Genomic DNA, 21735 nt, shown 5'->3' on the forward strand with positions numbered 1-21735 from the left:
AACGTACACAGGGGTGTGTCGGGATTCAGGTCCCCCGTCGGCCGCCTCCCGGACGAGGCTCTGCTGTCCGGGCTGGCCACCGGAGACCCGGAGCTCGCGGAGATCTTCGTACGGAGATTCCAGCACCGGGTCTTCGGGGTCGCGATGGCCGTCACCAGGGACCAGCAGCTCGCCGAGGACGTCGCCCAGCAGACGTTCGAGCGCGCGTGGCGCCATGCCCAGATCTACGACTCGCGCCGCGGCTCGGTCGGGACCTGGCTCACCACCATCGCCCACAACCTCGCCGTCGACGCCGTCCGGGCCCGGCGGACGGAACCGATGGCCCCCGAGGACCTCGACCCCCTCCTCGACGCCGTCACCGAGACCCCCGAGCGGTGGGCCCTGGCCGACGAGGCCTCCACCCAGCTGAGGGCCGCGCTGGCCCGGCTGCCGCGGGAGCAGGCCCGGGCGCTGATGATGGCCGGCATCTACGGCATGACGGCCCAGCAGATCGCCGACGCGGAGCGGATCCCGCTGGGCACGGCCAAGACGCGGATCAGAGCGGCGATGGCGAAACTCCGCACCGCGCTCGCGGCCCCGAAGGGAGGCGACCATGTCCGGTGACGCGCACTGCGAGAAGCTGCGCGAGCTCGGCGCCGAACTGGCGCTGGGCGTCCTGCCCGGCCGCGAACGGGCCGAGGCGGTCGCCCATCTGGACGGGTGCGCGGCCTGCCGGGAGTACGTACGCCAACTCACCGGGATCGGCGACCGGTTGATCGGCCTGCTGCCCGAGAGCGAACCGCCGCCCGGCTTCGAGGCCCGCGTGGCGCGCAGCCTCGCCGAGCAGGCGACGGGGGTGGAGGGGGCCCGGCCCGCCCGCGCCGCCCAGGGCCGGCGCGGCCGTGTCCGGCGCCTGCGGCTGCGGCTCGCCGCGGTCGCCGCCACCGCCGCGGTCGCGGTCGGCTTCGCCGGCTGGGCGATCGGCAGCGCCGTCGAGGGAGCCGTCACCGCCTCGGCGCCCGCGGTCGGGTCCGAGCCCATGCTGGTCGGGGACATGATCCCGCCCGGCGGCGGACGGCCCGTCGGCGAGATCTACGCCCACCCCGGCAGCCCCGCCTGGATGTTCGTCTCCGTCGCCCTCCCCGGCACCCCCTACGACGGCAGGGTCACCTGCCTCCTCGCCCGCGCCGACGGTACGACCACGCGGGTGGGCGACTTCCCCCTGCGCGACGGACGCGGCAACTGGGGCGCGGCGGTCACCGTGGACCTCACCAAGTACTCCGCGGCCCGCCTCGCCGCCGCCGACGGCTCCGTCCTCGCCACCGCACAGTTCCAGCAGGGCAAGGTGGTGGCCCCGGAGGGGTCATGACAGCACCGCACCCTCGCCGAGGCGGTGCAGCAGGGCGTACGGCCCCTGCCGTCCGAGGAGATCCGCGTGCGCGCCGTCCTCGACGACCCGGCCGTGGTCGAGGACCACGATCCGGGTGGCGTCGCGGACGGTCAGCAGCTGGTGCGAGATCACCACGGTGGTCCGCCCGGCCATGAGCCTGCGCAACGGCTCCATGATCCGCCGCGCCGAGCGGACGTCCAGCCCGGCGGTCGGCTCGTCCAGCAGGAGCACCGGCGCGTCCCGGATCATCGCCCGGGCGATCGCCAGCCGCCGGCACTGTCCGCCGGAGAGCGTCCGGCCGCGCTGCCCGACGAGGGTGTCGTAGCCGTCCGGGAGCCGCTCGACGAACTCGTGGGCGTCCGCGGCCCGCGCCGCCGCGACGATCTCCGCCTCCGTGGCCGACGGCCGGCCGTAGGCGATGTTCTCCCGCACGGTGCCGTGGAAGACGAGGGTCTCCTGCAACACCACCGCGATGCTCTCCCGGACGTCGGTCAGGGCGAGTTCGCGCAGATCGGTGCCGTCCAGGCGGACCGCGCCCCGGTCGGGGTCGTAGAACCGCAACTGCAGCTTCGCGAGCGTGGACTTGCCCGACCCGCTCGCCCCGACCAGCGCCAGTGTCTCCCCGGGAGCCGCCCGGAACGACACGTCGGACAGCGCCCAGGCCGCCGTACCGGGATAGCGGAACCACACCCCGTCGAACTCCACCGCGCCCCGGGCCCGGCGGAGCCGGCGCGCCCCGGCCGCCTCGGTCACCTGGGGCCGCTCGTCGAGCAGTTCGATGATGCGTTCCGCGGCGGCGGAGGCCGTGTAGAACGTGGTGCCGAGCCCGGACAGCCCGTGGACCGGGCCGTACAGCCTGCCGATCAGCGCGAGGAAGACCAGCAGCCCGCCGAGCGTGAGCTGTCCCTGGGCCAGCTTCCAGGTGCCGAGGGCCAGCACCGCGAGGCCGCCGGTCAGCTCCACGAGCTCGACGGCGGGTGCGTACACGGCACGGATCCGCGCCGAGGCCATCGCGGCCCGGAACCGGCCGGCGTTCTCCCGCTCGAACCGGCGTGCCTCCCACGCCTGCCGGTTGTACGCCTGCACGAGGACGACGTTGCCCAGCGACTCCTCGGCGATCGCGCCGAGCGCCCCGCCGCGCCGCCTGCGCTCCCTCGAGGCCTCCCGCACCAGCCGTGAGAAGTACCGGGCCGCGCCCCAGAACAGCGGGACGACGACGAGGGCGAGCAGGGTCAGGTCCCAGCGCAGGTAGCACAGCATGCCGAGGTAGACGCCCAGGCTGATCACGTAGTAGAGGGCGTCCGCGACACCCGAGAGCAGGAACGTCTCCACCGCGTCGACGTCACCTGTGACCCTGGACAGCACGTCCCCGAGCCGCCGGCGCTCGAAGAAGCCGAGCGACAGGCCCTGGACATGGCGGAAGACGTCGGTGCGCAGGGCGAGCAGGAAGCGTTCGCCGACCCAGGTGGAGGTCACGTCGTCGGCGAAGCCGAGCACGCCGGAGCAGAGGACGAGGCCCAGGTAGGCGGGCGCGATCCACAGGAAGGGCCGCAACTCCCGGGCGACGAGCACGTCGTCGACGACGAACTTGAAGAGCCAGAGCTCCGCGGCGTCGACGGCCGGGACGGTCAGGCTCAGCAGGACGAGCGGCAGGAGCCAGCGCCGGCCGCCTCGGGTGTACGGCCAGAACCGCCGGAAGACCTCGCGCGGGGAGAGCCGGGGGGCGGCTGCGACCACGGTGTCCGAGGGATCGCCGGCCGACAGCAGACGCCGCAGTACGTGCGCCATGAGAGGGGTTCCCGGACAACACCGGCGGAGCGGACCGGCTGACCCGTGACCGGTCCGCGCCGCCTTCAGGTGTGGTCAGTAGCGGTTGCCGTGGTCGTGCCGGTCGCCATGGTCGTGACCGTGCCGGTCGCCGTGGTCGCGGTCATGGTCGTGCCCGTGCCCGTGACGGTCGTCGTGGTCGTGGTCGTGGTCGCGCCGGTTCTTGAACGGCATGAGGTTGCTGAAGACAGCCATGGTGTTCCTCCTGGAACTTGCGTCACAGGGGGTACGGCCGAAAGGGGGATCGGGATGGCGTCCAGCGGCACAAATCCGAAAAATCTCGCGACGACACGCGAAAGTCCTCCGCCCGCGGGCCGACGGGGGCTTGTCGCGCAGTTCCCCGCGCCCCTGAAAGACAAAGACCCGGCCGCGGCAGTCGGTCCGCCGCGGGCCGGTGGGGGGTCGCTCGCGCAGTTCCCCGCGCTCCTGAAAACTTGACTGCGGGCAGTCGTGCCGCTGGGGCGGCACGGGTGGGCGCGGCGGCACCCGGCGAGCGCCGGTGAGCGTCCCCGCCCCTCACGTCAGCCCAGACGGGCGGCCAGCCCCCCGGTGCACCGCACCTCGTCCCCCGCCGTGATCAACAGCCCCTCCACACCCGGCAGCGACTCCAGCCAGGCCAACCCGGCCCGCGACCCCATCGCGAACGCCGCCGTCGCCCAGCAGTCCGCCCACGTCAGCCGCGGCCCCACCACCGTCACCGCGACCAGGTCCGTCACCGCCGACTTCCCGGTCCGCGGATCGACGATATGCGCGCCGCGCTCCGCCGTACCGGACGTCGCGACCGCCAGCTCCTCCACACCCGCCGCCGAGATCACCGCCGCCAGCCCGCCCGGCCGCAACGGATCGGCGATCCCCACCCGCCACGCCCGCGTCGGCTCGGGCGCCCCGAACATCTGGACGTCACCGCCGCCGTTGACGCTCACGCCGCTCACCCCGGCCACCCGCGCCAGCGTCCGCGCCGCCCGCTCGGCGGACCAGCCCTTCACGATCCCGGTGGGATCGAGCCGCCCCCGGTAGCGGGTGCTGAACCAGCCGTCGCTCACCCGCTCCGCCTCGGCCGCCAGTTCCAGCACCTCGGCGACCTCGGGATCGCAGTCGGCGACGCCGATCTCCTGCCGCGCCAGCCGGGACACCTGGCTGTCCTCGCGGTACGTGCTGAACACCTCGTCGACCCGGTGCAGCCCGGCGACCGCCTCGTCGAGGGCCGCCCGTACGGCGTCCGGGTCCCCGCCGCGGACGTCGAAGGAGAAGACGGTCCCCATGACCTCTTCCGCGTGACGCACCGCGGCGGGAGCTTCCGCGGACTCGGCCACCGCCTCAGCCACCGGCCTGGTCCAGCGCCGACTGCAGGGACTGCTTGTAGCCGGTGCTGGTGTAGGTGGCTCCGGAGACGGAGTCGATGTTCGCGCTCTGTGCCGCGACCGCCTCCTTGTTGAGCTGGGGCACGGACAGTGCGGTCTTCTGGTCGCTGGTGCCGCCCTTGGGCGCCTGCACCGCCTCCGCCTGGGTGATCTTCCCGCCGGAGACGGTGATCCGGACCTGGACCGGCCCGTACTGGGTCTGCGCGACCTGCCCGGTCACCGTCTTGGCCTGCGCCTGCGCGGACCCGGAGGAGGACGAGGACGAGCCGGACGACGCGCTCGCTTCCTTCACCTTGTCCAGCGCCGACTGGAGCGACTGCTTGTAGCCGGTGCTGGTGTAGGTGGCTCCGGAGACGGAGTCGATGTTCGCGCTCTGTGCCGCGACCGCCTCCTTGTTGAGCTGGGGCACGGACAGTGCGGTCTTCTGGTCGCTGGTGCCGCCCTTGGGCGCCTGGATCGCCTGGGCCTGGGTGATCTTGCCGTTGGCGACGGTCAGCCGGACCTGGACGACCCCGTACTGGGTCTGGGTCGCGTCCCCGTCCACCGTCGTGGTGCCGGCGGCCCCGGTGCCGCCCTGCGGCGACTCCTGCCCGGCCGCCGCGGCCGACGGGGCCGCGCCCGCCGCCGACGCGGACGTCGGGTCCGACGACGGCTTCAGCGACAGCAGCAGCACGACACCGGACACGGTCGCCGCGGTGGCCAGCACCACACGCCTGATGGGGTGACTCTTCCTCATCGTTCCCGAACTCCCGATTCCCTGGATTCCCGTGTGGTCCCGTCGCTCACATCTCGAACGACTCGTGATGGATGCGGCGGGCGGGAACCCCCGCGCCGCGCAGTGCTTCGTACACGCCCTGAGCGAACCCGGGCGGGCCGCACATGAAGACGTCGTGGTCGACGATGTCCGGGATCTTCCGCTGGAGGTTCTCCGCGGAGATGTCCGGCCGCTCGCCGTCCGGGCTGTTGACCGCGTACATCAGCCTGGCCCCGCGCTCGTTGGCGATCTTCGCGAGCTCGTCCCAGAGCGCCAGGTCCTGGGTGGTGTTGGCCCGGTAGAGCAGGGTCAGGTCGCCCGCGGCGCCGGGCAGCGTCTCGAACAGCGCCCGCATGGGCGTGATCCCGACGCCGCCCGCCACCAGCAGGACCTTGCCGCGGCTGCGCCGGGACGCGGTCATCGCCCCGTACGGCCCTTCGGCCCACACCTTGGTTCCGGGCCGTAGTTCGCGCAGCCGCGCGCTGTGGTCGCCGATCGCCTTGACGGTGATCCGCAACATGTCGGGGCGGGGTGCCGCCGACAGGGAGTACGGGTGCGAGCTGAACCGCATCCCGGGGGCCATGAACCGCCAGCGGAAGAACTGGCCGGCCTCGGCGCCCATCCGGTGCAGCTTGCGCCCGCCGATCAGCACCGACACGATGCCCGGCGTCTCCTCGATGACCGCCTCGACCCGCATCCGGTGCCGTAGGTTGAGCCTGATCGGGGTGAGGATCCGGTACCAGACCACCAGCGCGGTCACCGCGCCGTACAGCCCGTACCAGAAGGTCTTGGCGATCGGGGTGAGGGCGAAGTCGTTGCCGGTGGTGATCTGGTGCCAGAACGTCAGGAACACCGCCGCGTACGTCAGCAGGTGCACGTGGTACCAGGTGTCGTACGGCATCCGGCGCCGCACCGGGCCGATCGAGGTCAGGCCGATGACGACGAACAGGCCGGTGCCGATGGCCGCCTTGCCCATGTCGGGCAGTTGGTTCACGGAGTCGATGGTCTGCTGGACGATGTCGTTCAGCGTCTTGCCGGCCTGCAGCGCGTAGCCCCACATGATGAGGAAGACGTGCGCGAAGACCAGGCAGAGCGTGTAACGGCCGCTCATCGCGTGCCAGCGGGCGACGCGGTCGGAGCCGACGCGCCGCTCCAGCGCGGGCACCCGGGCCATCTGGAGCACCACGAGCGCCATCAGGTATCCGGCCAGCAGACCGGTGATCCGGCCCGCGTTGAGGATCTTGCCGTTCTGGTCGGCGATGGACGGGGTGTTGTGCCACCACAGCCAGAGCACGGCCGCCGCGCCCGCCCATACGGCGAGCAGCAGCGGTACGGCCGGGGAGCGGCGCGGGCGGATGCGGCGCATCGTCTGGCGGCGGGCGGCACGTCCGCCTGCGAGCGTGGTGGTCACGGTTCCTCCGTAGGGACTTGACCCTTGGCCCACAGATACGTGCCGTACTGCCCGAGTGTTCAGAGACCCGCGGAGTCCAGTGCCGACTGGAGCGACTGCTGGTAACCCTGACTGGTGTAGGTGGCCCCGGAAACGGTGTCGATGCTCGCGCTCTGTGCCGCCAGCGCCTCGCTGCGCAGCTGCGGGAGGGCGTACTGGTTGATCTCCTGGTCCCGGGGGTTGTCCGACGGGTACTGCACCGCCGTGACGTCTGTGATCCTGCCGCTCCTGATCGTCACCTTCACCTGGACCGGGCCCCAGCGGGTCTGGACCGTGTCCCCGGTGACGGTCCTGGTGCCGCTGCTGCTCCCGGAGCCGCCGGAGCCGGAGCCACCGGAGCCGGAGTCGCCGCTCGCGCCCGGCGAGGCGCTCGCCCCTGCCGACGGCGCGGCCGACGGTGCCGTGGCGGCCGAGCCGGTGATCACGGTCGGGGCGGTGTGCGGCTTCAGCGCCAGCAGCATCACCATCCCGGAGACGGTCGCGGCGCTCGCCAGTATCACGCGGCGCAGGGGACGGTTCTTGCTCAGCGGGTGCACGACAGGGGCCTCACAGCTCGAACGACTCGTGGTGGATGCGGCGGTCCGGCACCCCGGCGGCGCGCAGCGCCCCGTACAGCTCCTGGGCGAACCCGTGCGGACCGCAGAGGTAGACGTCGTAACCGGCGAGGCCGGGGAAGGCCGCCCGCAGCGACTCCGCCGTGAGGGCGGGGCGCTCGCCCCGCGGGCCGTTGAGGGCGTAGCGCACCTCGGCCCCGCGCCAGCGGGCTATCGCCTCCAGCTCGCCGCCCAGGGCCAGATCCTCGGCCGTACGCGCCCGGTAGAGCAGGGTGACGTCGCCGGGCAGGGTCTCGAAGAGCGCCCGCAACGGGGTGACGCCGACGCCGGCCGCGATCAGCAGGGTCCGGTGGCCGGTGCTCCGGTCCGCGGTGAGGGCGCCGTACGGGCCCTCCGCCCACACCCGGGTACCGGGGCGCAGCAGCGGCACGGCCGCACTGTGGTCGCCGAGCGCCTTGACCGTGATCCGCAGCAGGTCACCGCGCGGCGGCGCCGAGAGCGAGTACGGGGTCGACGTCCGGCCCATGCCGTCGCCGCCGAAGAACCGCCAGCGGAAGAACTGCCCGGCCCGCGCGCCCAGCTCCCCGATCCGCCGGCCCCGGACGACGACCGAGTACACGCCCGGCGCCTCCTGCTGCACGGAGTGCACCCGCAGCCGGTGCCGGAGGTTGAGCCGCACCGGCGCCAGGATCCGGAACCACACCACCAGGGCCGCGACCCCCAGGTACAGCGCGTACCAGAACGCGGTGGCGACCGGCTTGCCGTTGAACTCGTCGCCCAGCGTCAGCTGGTGGAAGAAGGCGAGGAAGACGGCCGCGTAGGTGAGCAGGTGGACGTAGTACCAGAACTCGTAGCTGGTCCGGCGGCGCGCCGCCCGCACCGAGGTGATGCCGACGGCGAAGAGGATCACCGTGCTGGCGGTCGCCTTGAGCATGTCGGGGTAGTCCAGGACGACGGTCAGCGTCTCGTGGACGAGGGAGGCGTGGTCCTGGGCCGCGTAGCCGGTGAGGATCAGCACGACGTGCGCGACCAGCAGGCAGACCGTGTACCGGCCCGCCATCGCGTGCCAGCGGGCGACCCGGTCGGAGCCGACCCGCACCTCCAGCAGCGGCACCCGGGCCATCAGGCCGACGAGCACCGCACAGGAGTACCCGCACAGCAGTCCGGCGATCCGCCCGGCCCCGGTCAGCCAGCCCGCCGCGCCCACGACGGAGCCGGTGTCCGACCACCACAGCAGGAGCACGGCCGCCGCTCCGGCCCACAGCACGGCGAGCACGGCACCCGTGGGGGAGCGGCGCGTGGGCACGGCGGGCACGGCCGGTGCCGTGCGCCGTTCGTCCACGGTCGTCATGAGTCGGGTCCTTTCTCCGGTCAGGACGCCACTGTGCAGGCCGAACCTCTGAGCACCTTCTGAACCGGCACCGGCAGAGTCGGCTCAGAGGAAACTCAGAGCTCTCGGGGCCGCGCCTCGCTCCCGGGAGGAGGGATGCTGGGAGACGCGATGAACACGACCCGCTCCGGCCGCCCCGCCCTCACCAGACCCGACGGCACCCAGCTCCGCGTCCTCGTCGTCGACGACGACCCCGACCTCGCGGAGGTCCTCACCGGTGCCCTGCGCTACGAGGGCTGGGAGGTCCGCGCGGCCGGCGACGGCGCGAGCGCGCTGGCCGTGGCCCGCGAGCTGCTGCCGGACGCGGTGGTCCTGGACGTGATGCTGCCCGACACGGACGGCTTCTCCGTCCTCCGCTCGCTCCACCAGGTCAAGCCGGACGTCTGCGTGCTCTTCCTCACCGCCCGGGACGCCGTCGAGGACCGGATCGCCGGCATCACCGCGGGCGGCGACGACTACGTCACCAAGCCCTTCAGCCTGGAGGAGGTCGTCGCCCGGCTGCGCGGCCTGCTGCGCCGCGCCGGCATGGCCCGCCAGCAGGAGGACGGCCCGCGCCTCGTCGTCGGCGACCTCACCATGGACGAGGAGGCCCGCGAGGTGACCCGGGCGGGCGAGCTGATCGAGCTGTCCCCGACCGAGTTCGAACTCCTCCGCTTCCTGATGCGCAATCCGCGCCGGGTCCTCAGCAAGGCACAGATCCTCGACCGCGTCTGGTCCTACGACTTCGGCGGCCGGGCCCACGTCGTCGAGCTGTACATCTCCTACCTGCGCAAGAAGGTGGACGCGGGCCGCGAACCCATGATCCACACGGTCCGCGGCGCCGGATACGTCATCAAGCCGGTGCCCAGGTGAGGCTCCTCCGGCGACTACCGCGACTACCGCGACTACGGCGGCTACGGCACCTGCCCCGCCCCCGCACCCTCCGCGCCCGCCTCACCGCGGGCCTGGTCGTGCTGCTCGCGGTGAGCTGCGCGGCTGTCGGCGTCGCGGCCGTGGTCGAACTGGACGGCTTCCTCACCGGCCGCCTCGACCAGCAGCTCCAGCAGACCGGCCCGAGCTTCCCGCAGTCCCTCGAACACGGGAAGTACAAGCCCAGCGACCGGGACGGCGACGAACACGGCGACACCCGCCGCCAGGCCGCCGGTACCTTCGGCGCCCGCCTGCTGCGGGGCAAGGTCACCAACGCGGCCCTGATCCCCTCCGGAGCCGACCCGGACCTGACCGTCGCCCTCACCGCCCGCGACCGTGAGGCCCTCGCCGCCCTGCCGGTGGACGGCCGCGGCCACACGGTCCACCTCGCCTCGATCGGCGCCTACCGGCTGCTGGCCTGGCCGGGCCGCGACGGCGACGTCCTGGTCACCGGCCTGCCCCTGGAACCGGTACGGGCCACCGTGCACCGCCTGGAGCTGGTCGCCGCCGCCGTCTTCGGCCTGGCCCTCGCCGCGGCCGGGGTGGCCGGCGCCCTCTGGGTCCGCTGGTCCCTGCGCCCCCTGAGCAGGGTCGCCGCGACCGCCGCCCGGGTCAGCGAACTCCCGCTCGCCAGCGGCGAGGTCGCCCTGCCGCCCCGCGCTCCCGAGTCCGACCCCCGCGGCGAGGTCGGCCGGATGGCCGCCGCCTTCAACCGCATGCTGGGCCACGTCGAGGACGCGCTCACCAAACGCCACGCCAGTGAGGAACGCCTGCGCACCTTCGCGGCGGACGCCAGCCACGAGCTGCGCACCCCGGTCGCCTCGGTCCGCGGCCACGCGGAACTGGCCCTGCTCCACCCCGGCCCGGTCCCCCCGGAGATCACCCGGGCCCTGCAACGCATCGCCGCCGAGTCCTCCCGCATGGGCGAGATGGTCGACGACCTCCTCCTCCTGGCCCGCCTGGACGCGGGCCGCCCGCTGGAGAGCCACCCGGTCGACCTCACCCACCTGGTCCTGGACGCCGTCACGGACGCCCGCGCCGCCGGCCCGGACCACCGCTGGACCCTCGACCTCCCCGAGGACCCGGTGACGGTGACCGGCGACACCCACCGCCTCCAGCAGGTCCTGGCCAACCTGCTGGCCAACGCACGCCTGCACACACCCGCCGGTACGAAGGTGACGGTGACCCTGGCGACGGACGGTGCGCGGACGGTCCTCCAGGTCCACGACGACGGCCCCGGCATCCCTCCCGACATCCAGCCCGGCGTCTTCGAACGCTTCACCCGAGCCGAACACCGCCGCCGCGCGGACGCCTCGGGCGGAGGCGCGGGCCTGGGCCTGTCGATCGTGGCGGCAGTGGTGGAGGCACACGGGGGCACGGTGACCGTGGAGAGCCGCCCAGGGGCGACATCGTTCACCGTGGAACTGGCGGCCACCGCCACCCCCTAGGGGCGCGGGGAACTGCGCGACCAGCCACACACCACGGGCACCCGTCAACGCACCCGCACCACAACGGCGCAGCGCAACCTCAATACCGGGTGAGAGCGGTGTCCCCGCTCACCGTCCCCATGGCGATATGCGGCCCCTTCGCAGGATCCGCCCACTGCAGAATCCGCCGCATCGCATCCTCCGGCACCGACACACACCCGGCCGTCGCCCCGGCCCCGTTGACGTGCAGGAAGATCCCGGCCCCCCGCCCCCGCACCGGCTGCGCGTAGTTGAACCCGATCACCAGCGCGTACCCGTACTGCGTCGTGTACGACGACAGCTTCTCCGACTCCGCGGCGCGGCAGTCGGACGGCAGGGGCTCCACCCAACGGTTGTAGGAGGTGGAGTCGTTGTCCTGGCACCACCATGAATTCGCCGTCACCGGCCGGTACTCGACGGCGGTCCCGGCCGGCGCCGCCTGGAGGCCGAACCCGAACGGAAGGTCGTACAGCCCCGTAGGGGTCGTGTTCGTGCCCTGCTGCCGCTTCGCCCCGTCGACCAGCCCCTTCGCGCCGAAGCGGGCCTCGGCCGTTCCCACCTGCACCCAGGCCCCGTCCCGGCGTTCCCACCAGGTGAGCGTCCCCGACGTCGAGCTCAGGGCGGACGCCTCCGCGGTGATCAGCTGGCTGCCGCCGCCCGTGTCGGCCATCTCGGCAGGCAGCGGTGCGGTGTCCGCGCTCCCCGGTGCCGCACCGAGCAGCAGCAGGGACGCGGACACGAGGGTGACGACGAGGCCTGGACGCATGGCTCAGACGCTAGACGGAGGCCGCGGCGACGGCAGCCCGGGTGGGCCGTCCAGGCTCTCTTTCCCGCGAGGCTCCACTGTGGCCGCCCCGGCCGGCGCTCTCACGGGGCGGCCACAGCTGCCTGTCACGTCACTTGGTGAGCGTGCAGGCGGCCAGGGAGTCGAGGCCGGTCGGCTTGGTCGACGTCCGGCCGATCGCGATGGCGATCCGGTCGATGGTCGACTTCCGCTTGTCCGCCAGCGGACCGAGGATCGCGTTCTGGACGAAGTTCGGGCCGCCCTGGCCGACCGTGCTCTGGAGCCGGTTGTTGGCCTCGGTGATCTGAGTCTGGAGCAGCGTGAGGTTGCGGGTGACCTCGGCCTGCGCGGAGGCGGGGATCGCCGGCAGCTGGGAGGCGACGTCCGGGCAGGTGATCGTGCCCACCGCGCTGCCGGCCGCGTTGCCGGTGCTGCCCGTCGACTGCTGCTGGGTGGCCGCCGTCGTCGGCGTGGCCGAGGCGGCGCCCGTCGCCGTACCGCTGCCGGTGTTCGTGCTCGTCCCGCTCGCGTTCAGGGCGCACGGGGCCAGCGAGTCCAGGCCGGTCGGCTTGGCGGCCGTCCGGCCGATCGCGGTCGCGATCCGGTTGATGGTCGCGACGCGCTTGTCCTTGAGGGGACCGAGGATCGCGTTGTTCACGAAGTTCGGCCCACCCTGGCCCACAGTGTCGACCAGCCGCTTGTTGGCCTCCTGGATCTGCGTCTGCAGGAGCGTGAGGTTTCTGTCGACCTCGGCCTTCGCGGTCGCGGGGATCGCCGGCAGCTGGGAGGCGACGTCCGGGCAGGTGATCGTCCCGGGCGAGGCGGCGAGGGTGCGGGCATTGCTGGTGTCGCTGCTCTTGTCCGGCGTCCCGGCGAGGGCCGAACCGGCGATGACCGCACCGGACAGCGCCACGGCGGCGGCGCCGCCGATGAACACGACACGACGCTTGTTGTACTTCGGAAGAGCCCTGGACATGCGGATGCCTCACTTGGGTCAGAGGTGGGTTTACAAACGCGGCGCCAGCGTTCAGGCATGGGTACGGGTAAGCGGTTTCGTTTGTTCAAACCTTTTTCACATCGGTCCGCCGAACCCGGCCGGATTGACGAATCATGCATTGCTCTGCATACTCATGCATAGCAAGCGGATGTACGGGAGGAGGGACCCATGACCGAGCGCGTCGTGCTCGCCTACTCGGGCGGCCTGGACACCTCCGTCGCCATCGGCTGGATCGCCGAGGAGACGGACGCCGAGGTCATCGCCGTCGCGGTGGACGTCGGCCAGGGCGGCGAGGACCTGGACGTCATCCGCAAGCGGGCCCTGGCCTGCGGTGCGGTCGAGGCCGAGGTCGCCGACGCCAGGGACGAGTTCGCCGACGAGTACTGCCTCCCCGCGATCAAGGCGAACGCCCTCTACATGGACCGCTACCCGCTGGTCTCCGCCCTCTCCCGGCCGGCCATCGTCAAGCACCTGGTCGCCGCCGCCCGCAAGCACGGCGCCGCCACGGTCGCCCACGGCTGCACCGGCAAGGGCAACGACCAGGTCCGCTTCGAGGCCGGCATCGTCGCCCTCGCCCCCGACCTGACCTGCATCGCCCCGGTCCGCGACTACGCGATGACCCGTGACAAGGCGATCGCCTTCTGCGCGGCGAAGAACCTCCCGATCGCGACCACCAAGAAGTCCCCGTACTCCATCGACCAGAACGTCTTCGGCCGCGCCGTCGAGACCGGCTTCCTCGAAGACATCTGGAACGGCCCGATCGAGGACATCTACGAGTACACCCAGAACCCGGCCACCCCGCGCGAGCCCGACGAGGTGGTCGTCACCTTCGAGGCGGGCGCCCCGGTCGCCCTCGACGGCAGACCGGTCACCGTCCTCCAGGCGATCCAGGAGCTCAACGAACGCGCCGGCGCCCAGGGCGTCGGCCGGATCGACATGGTCGAGGACCGCCTCGTCGGCATCAAGTCCCGCGAGGTGTACGAGGCCCCGGGCGCGATCGCACTCATCACGGCCCACCAGGAGCTGGAGAACGTCACCGTCGAGCGCGAACTCGCCCGTTACAAGCGGCAGGTGGAGCAGCGCTGGGGCGAACTCGTCTACGACGGGCAGTGGTTCTCCCCGCTCAAGCGCGCCCTGGACGGCTTCGTCGACGAGGCGAACCAGCACGTCACCGGAGACGTCCGGATGACGCTCCACGGCGGCCGGGCGGTCGTCACCGGCCGCCGTTCCGACGCCTCCCTCTACGACTTCAACCTCGCCACCTACGACACCGGCGACACCTTCGACCAGGCCGCGGCCAAGGGCTTCATCGACATCTACAGCCTGTCGTCGAAGATCGCCGCGCGGCGTGACCTGCGGGCGTAGCCCGACCTGACCTGTCCTGAGCAGTAACGTGACGACCGCCTCCCCGTTCATGGCCGGGGAGGCGGTGCCACATCCGTATCTCTTCTAGGAGCAACGCAAGTGAGCAGCAACAGCGGTGACGTTCGGCTCTGGGGCGGCCGTTTCGCCGACGGTCCCGCCGAGGCCCTGGCGAAGCTGTCCGCGTCCGTCCACTTCGACTGGCGGCTCGCGCCCTACGACATCGCCGGTTCGCGAGCCCACGCGCGCGTGCTGCACAACGCCGGGTTGCTCACCGAGGACGAACTGACCCGCATGATCGCCGGCCTCGACCGGCTCGAAGCCGACGTCGCCGACGGCTCCTTCGTGGGCACGATCGCCGACGAGGACGTGCACACCGCCCTGGAGCGCGGCCTCCTGGAGCGTCTCGGCCCCGACCTCGGCGGCAAGCTCCGCGCCGGCCGCTCCCGCAACGACCAGGTGGCCACCCTCTTCCGGATGTACCTCCGGGACCACGCCCGCGTGATCGGCGGTCTGATCGCCGACCTCCAGGACGCCCTGGTCGGCCTCGCCGAGGCCCACCCGGACGTGGCGATGCCCGGCCGCACCCACCTCCAGCACGCCCAGCCGGTCCTCTTCGCCCACCACGTCCTGGCCCACGTCCAGTCCCTGTCCCGGGACGCCGAGCGGCTGCGCCAGTGGGACGAGCGCACGGCCGTCTCCCCGTACGGCTCCGGTGCCCTCGCCGGCTCCTCCCTCGGCCTGGACCCGGAGGCGGTGGCGAAGGACCTCGGCTTCGAGCACGGCAGCTCCGCCAACTCCATCGACGGCACGGCCTCCCGCGACTTCGCCGCAGAGTTCGCCTTCATCACCGCGATGATCGGCGTGAACCTCTCCCGGATCGCGGAGGAGGTCATCATCTGGAACACGAAGGAGTTCTCCTTCGTGACGCTGCACGACGCGTTCTCCACGGGTTCGTCGATCATGCCGCAGAAGAAGAACCCCGACATCGCGGAGCTGGCCCGCGGCAAGTCCGGCCGCCTGATCGGCAACCTGACCGGTCTCATGGCCACCCTCAAGGCCCTCCCGCTCGCCTACAACCGCGACCTCCAGGAGGACAAGGAGCCGGTGTTCGACTCCTGCGACCAGCTGGAGGTCCTGCTCCCCGCCTTCACCGGCATGATGGCCACCCTCACCGTCCACCGCGAGCGCATGGAGGAACTGGCCCCGGCCGGCTTCTCCCTCGCCACCGACATCGCGGAGTGGCTGGTCAAGCAGGGCGTGCCGTTCCGCGTCGCGCACGAGGTGGCCGGGGAGTGCGTCAAGGCCGCGGAGGCCGAGGGCAAGGAACTCGACGAGCTGACCGACGACCAGTTCGCCAAGATCTCCGCCCACCTGACCCCCGAGGTCCGCTCCGTCCTCAACGTCCCCGGCGCCCTCGCCTCCCGCAACGGCAGGGGCGGTACGGCGCCGAGCGCGGTGGCGATCCAGCTGGCAGAGGTCAAGGCGAACCTGGCGCAGCAGCACGAGTGGGCCGAAGCCAAGAAGCAGGCGTAAGGGCAGCGCCCCGTCAGGGGCGCGGGGCGTAGTCGATATGCGGCTCCGCCGCGTGGGCGCGATCAACCACGACGCACCCGCACCCGCGAACGCGCCGAACCCCCCGAGCTGAACGGCGAACCAAAGGTCATCGCGGGTTACGTTGGTCAACAGACCGCCGCAGCCGACCGAAACGGAACCCGCGATGCCCTTCGCCCGACTGGCGACAGCCACCACCCCCACCTGCCACATCGGCCTCGGCCTCGCCGCGGTCGGCCGCCCCGGCTACATCAACCTCAACCGCGACGAGGACCTCGGAGAGAACCGCACCGTAGAAGCCCTCCGCACCCGCACCCATGAACTCCTCGACGCCGCCTACGCCCAGGGCGTCCGCTACTTCGACGTGGCCCGCTCCTACGGCCGCAGCGAGGAGTTCCTCGCCGACTGGCTGACCGCCCACCCCGACCTCACCGACGTCGTCGTCGGCAGCAAGTGGGGCTACACCTACACCGCCGGCTGGTCCGCGGACGCGGAGACGCACGAGGTCAAGGACCACAGCCTCGCGACCTACGACCGCCAGCGCGCCGAGTCCGACGCACTCCTCGGCGACCGGCTCGACCTCTACCAGATCCACTCGGTGACCCCGGACAGCCCCGCCCTCACCGACAAGGAACTCCACGCCCGCCTCGCCGAAGCCGCGGCCACCGGCCTCACTCTCGGCTTCTCCACCAGCGGCCCCGCCCAGGCCGACGCGATCCGTGCCGCCCTCGCCGTGACGGTCGACGGCGAGCCCCTCTTCCGTACCGTCCAGTCGACGTACAACGCCCTGGAGACCTCGGCGGGTCCGGCCCTCGCGGAGGCCCACGACGCCGGACTCACGGTGATCGTGAAGGAGGGCATGGCCAACGGCAGGCTGGCCGCCCCGCACGCCCCCGACGCCCTGCGGACCGTGGCCGAGGAGACCGGCCTGGGCTGCGACGCCGTCGCCCTCGCGGTCGTGCTCCGGCAGCCCTGGGCCGGGGTCGTGCTCTCCGGCGCGGCGACCGTCGCCCAGCTCGTCTCCAACCTGCACGCGGCCGTCGCCGACCTCGACGCGGACCAGCTGGCCAGCCTCGCCACCCTGGCCGAGGACCCGCGCGCCTACTGGGAGCGCCGCGCGGGCCTGCCCTGGCACTGATCCGAAACCGGACCTGATCTCCCTTCGGTGAGTCACACATGCCCATCGTGAGACAAAGATGTCTCACATGGGTTACTCTTGTCTCATGGCCCTCGACCGCGACCACGTCCTGCGCAGCGCAGCCGCCCTGCTGACCCGGAAATCCACCGCGACCATGGACGAGGTCGCCAAGGCCGCGGGGATCAGCCGGGCCACCCTGCACCGGCACTTCGCCGGGCGCGACGCGCTCGTCCGTGCGCTGGAGGCGCTCGGCATCGCGGAGTGCGACGCGGCCCTGGACGCGGCCCGCCTGGACGAGGGTCCTGCGGCCGACGCCGTGCACCGCCTGGTCCGCGAGATCGAACCGGCCGCCGGTCTGCTCGCCTTCCTCTACACCGAGAACCAGCTCTTCGAGGGCGAGGGCCAGAACCAGGGCTGGGCGCGGATCGACGAACGCATCGCGGCCCTCTTCCGACGTGGCCAGCAGAGCGGCGAGTTCCGCATCGACCTGACGCCCGCCTGGCTCACCGAGGCGCTGTACGGCCTGCTGGCCTCCGCCGCCTGGGCGGTCTCGGAAGGCCGCGTCGCCCCCAAGGACTTCACCCACATGATCGTCGAGCTGTTGCTCGGCGGCGCACGAAGAAGAGAGGAATCATGACCAGCACCGTGCAGCCGACGCGCGTCGGGGAGACGGAGGAGAAGCGGCCGGGCCGCTGGCTCGCGCTCTCCGCCCTCGTGCTCGCCGTGCTGCTGGTGGCCGTCGACGCGACCGTCCTCGGCCTGGCGACCCCCTACATCAGCGAAGACCTCAACCCCTCCGGCACCCAGCTGCTGTGGATCGGCGACGTCTACTCGTTCGTCATCGCCGGTCTGCTGGTCTCGATGGGCAGCCTCGGCGACCGCATCGGCCGCAAGCGGATCCTGCTCGTCGGCGCGACGGCCTTCGGCGCGATATCCGTCCTGAACGCGTACGCGACGACCCCCGGCATGCTGATCGCGGCCCGCGCCCTGCTGGGCGTCGCCGGCGCGACGCTGATGCCGGCCACCCTCGCCCTGATCCGCAACCTCTTCCACGATCCGCGCGAGCGCAGCCTCGCCGTCGGCATCTGGGGTGCGGCGGCCTCGGCCGGCACGGCCGTCGGCCCGATCGTGGGCGGCTTCCTGCTCGAACACTTCTGGTGGGGCTCGGTCTTCCTGATCAACCTGCCGGTGATGGTGGTCCTGGTCCTCGTCGGCCTCAGGACGCTTCCGGAGTCCCGCAACCCTGCCCCGGGCCCCTGGGACCTGATCAGCGTCGTCCTGTCACTGGTCGGCATGATCGCCGTCGTGTACGCGGTGAAGGAGGCCGCCACCCACGGCCTCACCCCCGTGACCGCCGCCACCGCCCTCCTCGGTGTCGCGGCCCTCTACGGCTTCGTCCACCGCCAGCTCACCATGCCCAAGCCCCTGCTGGACATGCGGCTGTTCCGCAACCGCGGCTTCAGCGGCGCGGTCCTGGCCGACCTGCTGACCGTGCTCGGCATGTCCGGCCTGGTGTTCTTCCTCTCCCAGTACCTGCAACTGGTCCAGGGCAGGCAGCCGTTCGAGGCGGGTCTGGCCGAACTCCCCGCCGCCGTGGGCGCGGTGGCGGCGGGCCTGGTGGCCGGCCGGGCGGCCCGCCGCTACTCGGTCCGGGCGGTGGTCTCCGGCGGACTGGCGGCCGTCGGCGTGGCCCTCGCGGTGCTGACCACCCTCTCCCGGTCCACCGGCTACCCGGTCCTCGGCGCCGCCCTCCTGGTGGTCGGCGTCGGCGCGGGCTTCTCCTTCACGGTCACGGCCGACGTCATCCTCTCCAGCGTCCCCAAGGAGCAGGCCGGTGCCGCCTCGGCGGTCTCCGAGACGGCCTACGAGCTGGGCGCGGCGCTCGGCATCGCCCTGCTCGGCTCGATCGTGATGGGCGTCTACCGTGACTTCGCGGCCCCGCCGGGCACCCCGGCCGCCGCCCGTGAGTCACTGGGCGCGGCACTGGAGGCGTCGAAGACCATGCCCGCACCCACGGCGACCGACATGCTGACAGCGGCCCGCGACTCCTTCACCCACGGCCTCCACCTCGCCTCGGGCGCAGGCGCCGCGGTCCTCCTGACAACAGCGCTGGCGGCCTGGTTCCTGCTCAGGAACCAGAAACTGGAAAGCGCCGCGTAGGCACAACTCCCAGGGGCGCGGGGAGCTGCGCGATCAACCACGACGCACCCGCGCCCGAAGAACCACAGACCCCTTCAGGAGGTCACTTCTTGTAACCGAGCACCGTCATCATCCCGCTCTCCGAGTGGTACTGGTTGTGACAGTGCAGCATCCACAACCCGGGGTTGTCGGCATCGAAGTCCAGCACCAGCTTACGATGCGGCAGCACGATCGTCGTGTCCTTGCGCGCCCCCGCCGAACTGATCCCGGTGACGGAGAACGTGTGTCCGTGCAGATGCATCGGGTGCCACATGTCGGTCGCGTTGACGAGCGTCAGCCGCACCCGCTCTCCGGCCCGCACCGCATGCCGCTGCCGCACGTCGTAGTGCGTGTGGTCGAACCCCCAGTCGTACCTCTGCATCGTGCCCGTGATCCTGATGAGCAGGTCGCGGTCGGGAACCCGGTCGTCCATGGCGACCGACTCGGCCGGCAGCAGGCGGCGCGCCGGCACGATCTCGCGGTCCAGCTCGGCCGGGCGGACATTCGGCGCCGGAAGGTTTCTCCCCTTGTCGGTGCGGAGGACCGCGAGCGCCCTGCCCTTCTTGCCCTCGGGGAGCGCGACGAGCGGGAAGACGCCGTCCTTGGCGGTCACGAGGACGTCGTACCGCTCGGCCATGCCGATGAGCAGCGCGTCGGTCCTCTTGTGCTGCACGGGGTAGCCGTCGGTGTGGGTCACGGTCATCTGGTGGCCGCCGAGCGCGACCCGGAAGGCCGTCTCGGAGCCCGCGTTGATGATGCGGATCCGGACCCGGTCGCCGGGGCGGCAGCGGAAGACCGAGGGATCGGTGTGCAGCCGCCCGTTGGCCAGGTAGTGCGGGTAGGCGACGTTGCCGCCCTCGCCGTGCAGCAGCTGGCTGTGGGAGTTGCGCAGGACCCGGTCGGGGCCCTTCGGCTTCTTCGGCCCGGTCTTGGACTTGGGACTGGGCATCGGCCTGGACGGCGACGCGGAGGCGTGCGCCGATCCGTGCGGGCTCGGGCTGCCGTGGCCGGGGCCCATGCCCATCCCCATGTTCATCGCCATGGCCCCGCCCGGCTTGAGCTGGTCGAGCACCTGCTCGGGGTTGGAGCCGTCGATGTCGTCGACCCAGTCGTCCAGGACGACGACCCATTCCTGGTCGTAGGCGAGCGGCTCCTTCGGGTCGTCGACGATGAACGGCGCGTAGAGGGCCCGGTCCGGCTGCATGCCGACGTGCGAGTGGAGCAGGTACGTGCCCGGGTGGGCGGCGACGAAGCGGTAGATGAAGTCCGTGCCCGGCTCGATGGCCGACTGGGTCAGGTCCGGAACGCCGTCCATGTCGCAGCGCAGGCGCACCCCGTGGGCGTGCAGCGTCGTCTTCTCGGCCAGCTGGTTGGAGAGGGTCAGGCTGAGGACGTCACCGGCGGTGACGCGCACCAGCGGTCCCGGGACCGACTCGTTGTACGCCCAGCTGTGGACCGTCCGTCCGCCCAGGTCCAGCATGCTCCTGGCGGCCGTGAACTTGATCATGCGGACGGGGCCGGACCCGCGCTTCCGCTCGGCCGCGAGCACCTCGGGGCCCGACGGGTTCACGTACCCCTTGGGTCCCTGCGGGACGAACGCCGTGGTGCCGGCCGTGTGTTGCGGGCCGGAACTGGGTTCGGAGCCCGAGTCGGTACATGCCGCGAGGAGTCCCGCGCCGGCGGCAGCGAACGGAGCACGGAGCAGGGTACGCCGAGAAGGTTTCTGCATGTCTGAATAAGACATGCTGTGTGCTCATATGGCCGGTAAATGCGGAGGAATGACCGAAGTGTCGGGTCAGATTCCACCGGCAGGCGGACGCCGGACGGGTGTCAGGCAGATGGCAGACAGACGGCAGACGCACGGCAGACGGAAGGGCACGGACCACCGGTCCGTGCCCTTGCGCCGAAAGAGTGCCGCCCTGTCCTCGCCGCCGTCGGGTCTTCTCCGCCGTCAGGCGGCCTTCGCCTTCGTGGCGTACATGTCCACGTACTCCTGCCCGGACAGCCGCATCACCTCGGCCATCACCGAGTCGGTCACGGCCCGCAGCACGTAGCGGTCCCGGTCCATCCCCTCGTACCGGGAGAACTCCATGGCCTCGCCGAACCGGACGGTGACCTTGCCCGGCCGCGGGATGCCCGCGCCGCCCGGCTGCAGCTTGTCCGTGCCGATCATCGCGAAGGGGACCACCGGCGCGCCGGTCATCAGCGTCAGCCGCGCGATGCCGGTACGGCCCCGGTAGAGCCGGCCGTCGGGGGAGCGGGTGCCCTCCGGGTAGATCCCGAAGATCCGGCCCTCGTCCAGGACCCGCTTGCCGGTCATCAGCGCGGCGACGCCGCCGCTCGCGCCGTCCCGGTCCACCGGGATCATGCCGACGCCGGTGAAGAACCAGGCCATCAGCCGGCCCTTGAACCCCTTCCCGGTGACGTACTCGTCCTTCCCGATGAAGAACACCTGCCGCTTGCTCACCAGCGGCAGGATCATCGAGTCGATGAAGGTGAGGTGGTTGCCGGCGAGGATGACCGGACCGTCTCCCGGGATGCGCTCCACGCCCTCGACCTGGGGGCGGAACATCAGGCGCATGATCGGTCCGAGCACTGCCTTGATGAGCGCGAAGCGGGACAACGGGTCCTCCGATGTCGAG

Annotated in this window: 20 protein-coding genes; 9 read left to right on the plus strand and 11 right to left on the minus strand. The window is 72.0% G+C overall.

From position 1 onward, the window contains the following. Positions 1-15 precede the first annotated feature (15 nt). Together AB0D74_RS13400 and AB0D74_RS13405 are read left to right on the plus strand one after the other, a co-directional pair. Positions 16-603, plus strand: coding sequence for a sigma-70 family RNA polymerase sigma factor (locus AB0D74_RS13400; RefSeq protein WP_362584498.1), 588 nt, complete (start codon positions 16-18; stop codon positions 601-603). After that, positions 593-1348, plus strand: a complete 756-nt coding sequence (locus tag AB0D74_RS13405) for a hypothetical protein (RefSeq protein WP_362584501.1) — start codon at positions 593-595, stop codon at positions 1346-1348. Before AB0D74_RS13400 ends, AB0D74_RS13405 begins: the two co-directional genes overlap by 11 nt. On the opposite strand, the gene AB0D74_RS13410 is transcribed toward AB0D74_RS13405, so the two are convergent. From AB0D74_RS13410 to AB0D74_RS13440, 7 genes are all read right to left on the minus strand, one after another. Further along, positions 1343-3157: an ABC transporter ATP-binding protein gene (locus AB0D74_RS13410; RefSeq protein ID WP_362584503.1), complete on the minus strand. Its 1815-nt coding sequence runs from the start codon at positions 3155-3157 to the stop codon at positions 1343-1345. The two genes, AB0D74_RS13405 and AB0D74_RS13410, sit on opposite strands and share 6 nt — an antisense overlap. Before the next feature lie 75 nt (positions 3158-3232). After that, positions 3233-3391, minus strand: coding sequence for a hypothetical protein (locus tag AB0D74_RS13415; protein ID WP_362584505.1), 159 nt, complete (start codon positions 3389-3391; stop codon positions 3233-3235). Positions 3392-3717: 326 nt separating this feature from the next. Continuing rightward, positions 3718-4521, minus strand: coding sequence for an FAD:protein FMN transferase (locus AB0D74_RS13420; RefSeq protein ID WP_362584508.1), 804 nt, complete (start codon positions 4519-4521; stop codon positions 3718-3720). Continuing rightward, positions 4514-5293 carry an FMN-binding protein gene (locus AB0D74_RS13425; RefSeq protein WP_362584511.1) on the minus strand — a complete coding sequence of 260 codons (780 nt, stop codon included), beginning with the start codon at positions 5291-5293 and terminating at the stop codon, positions 4514-4516. The genes AB0D74_RS13420 and AB0D74_RS13425 overlap by 8 nt, the downstream gene beginning before the upstream one ends. 46 nt (positions 5294-5339) lie before the next feature. After that, positions 5340-6722 carry a ferredoxin reductase family protein gene (locus AB0D74_RS13430; protein WP_362584513.1) on the minus strand — a complete coding sequence of 461 codons (1383 nt, stop codon included), beginning with the start codon at positions 6720-6722 and terminating at the stop codon, positions 5340-5342. 59 nt (positions 6723-6781) lie between these two features. After that, on the minus strand, positions 6782-7297 hold the full coding sequence (locus AB0D74_RS13435) for an FMN-binding protein (protein WP_362584516.1): 516 nt from the start codon (positions 7295-7297) through the stop codon (positions 6782-6784). 10 nt (positions 7298-7307) lie between these two features. Next, positions 7308-8666 (minus strand): ferric reductase-like transmembrane domain-containing protein, encoded by a 1359-nt coding sequence (locus AB0D74_RS13440; protein WP_362584519.1) that lies wholly within the window; start codon positions 8664-8666, stop codon positions 7308-7310. Positions 8667-8816: 150 nt separating this feature from the next. Between AB0D74_RS13440 and AB0D74_RS13445 the strand changes: the two genes are divergently transcribed. Together AB0D74_RS13445 and AB0D74_RS13450 are read left to right on the plus strand one after the other, a co-directional pair. Continuing rightward, positions 8817-9557, plus strand: coding sequence for a response regulator transcription factor (locus tag AB0D74_RS13445; RefSeq protein ID WP_362584522.1), 741 nt, complete (start codon positions 8817-8819; stop codon positions 9555-9557). After that, positions 9554-11062 carry a HAMP domain-containing sensor histidine kinase gene (locus tag AB0D74_RS13450; protein ID WP_362584527.1) on the plus strand — a complete coding sequence of 503 codons (1509 nt, stop codon included), beginning with the start codon at positions 9554-9556 and terminating at the stop codon, positions 11060-11062. Before AB0D74_RS13445 ends, AB0D74_RS13450 begins: the two co-directional genes overlap by 4 nt. 79 nt (positions 11063-11141) lie before the next feature. Here AB0D74_RS13450 and AB0D74_RS13455 read toward each other — a convergent pair whose 3' ends face one another. Together AB0D74_RS13455 and AB0D74_RS13460 are read right to left on the minus strand one after the other, a co-directional pair. Next, positions 11142-11846, minus strand: coding sequence for a L,D-transpeptidase family protein (locus tag AB0D74_RS13455; protein ID WP_362584530.1), 705 nt, complete (start codon positions 11844-11846; stop codon positions 11142-11144). A gap of 130 nt (positions 11847-11976) precedes the next feature. Next, positions 11977-12840 (minus strand): hypothetical protein, encoded by an 864-nt coding sequence (locus tag AB0D74_RS13460; RefSeq protein ID WP_362584533.1) that lies wholly within the window; start codon positions 12838-12840, stop codon positions 11977-11979. A gap of 189 nt (positions 12841-13029) precedes the next feature. Here AB0D74_RS13460 and AB0D74_RS13465 point away from each other — a divergent pair, with 189 nt between their 5' ends. The 5 genes from AB0D74_RS13465 (at position 13030) to AB0D74_RS13485 (ending at position 19075) form a co-directional block, all read left to right on the plus strand. Continuing rightward, positions 13030-14226: an argininosuccinate synthase gene (locus tag AB0D74_RS13465; protein ID WP_362584536.1), complete on the plus strand. Its 1197-nt coding sequence runs from the start codon at positions 13030-13032 to the stop codon at positions 14224-14226. Between the two features lie 99 nt (positions 14227-14325). After that, the gene (gene argH, locus AB0D74_RS13470) at positions 14326-15759 is read left to right on the plus strand and encodes an argininosuccinate lyase (protein WP_362584540.1); all 1434 of its coding nucleotides are present in this window, start codon (positions 14326-14328) and stop codon (positions 15757-15759) included. Between the two features lie 184 nt (positions 15760-15943). Next, the gene (locus AB0D74_RS13475) at positions 15944-16915 is read left to right on the plus strand and encodes an aldo/keto reductase (RefSeq protein ID WP_362584543.1); all 972 of its coding nucleotides are present in this window, start codon (positions 15944-15946) and stop codon (positions 16913-16915) included. An 85-nt stretch (positions 16916-17000) separates the two neighbouring features. Next, the gene (locus AB0D74_RS13480; protein WP_362584545.1) at positions 17001-17552 is read left to right on the plus strand and encodes a helix-turn-helix domain-containing protein; all 552 of its coding nucleotides are present in this window, start codon (positions 17001-17003) and stop codon (positions 17550-17552) included. Further along, a complete protein-coding gene (locus tag AB0D74_RS13485; protein ID WP_362584548.1) occupies positions 17549-19075 on the plus strand; it encodes an MFS transporter in 1527 nt (508 codons plus the stop codon). The genes AB0D74_RS13480 and AB0D74_RS13485 overlap by 4 nt, the downstream gene beginning before the upstream one ends. Before the next feature lie 82 nt (positions 19076-19157). Here AB0D74_RS13485 and AB0D74_RS13490 read toward each other — a convergent pair whose 3' ends face one another. Together AB0D74_RS13490 and AB0D74_RS13495 are read right to left on the minus strand one after the other, a co-directional pair. Then, positions 19158-20822, minus strand: a complete 1665-nt coding sequence (locus AB0D74_RS13490; RefSeq protein WP_362584551.1) for a multicopper oxidase family protein — start codon at positions 20820-20822, stop codon at positions 19158-19160. Positions 20823-21044: 222 nt separating this feature from the next. Beyond that, the gene (locus AB0D74_RS13495) at positions 21045-21716 is read right to left on the minus strand and encodes a lysophospholipid acyltransferase family protein (RefSeq protein ID WP_351700587.1); all 672 of its coding nucleotides are present in this window, start codon (positions 21714-21716) and stop codon (positions 21045-21047) included. Between the last annotated feature and the right edge of the window lie 19 nt (positions 21717-21735).

It is taken from the genome of Streptomyces sp. NPDC048278, from assembly GCF_040652195.1.
In the GTDB taxonomy this organism is placed as follows: domain Bacteria; phylum Actinomycetota; class Actinomycetes; order Streptomycetales; family Streptomycetaceae; genus Streptomyces.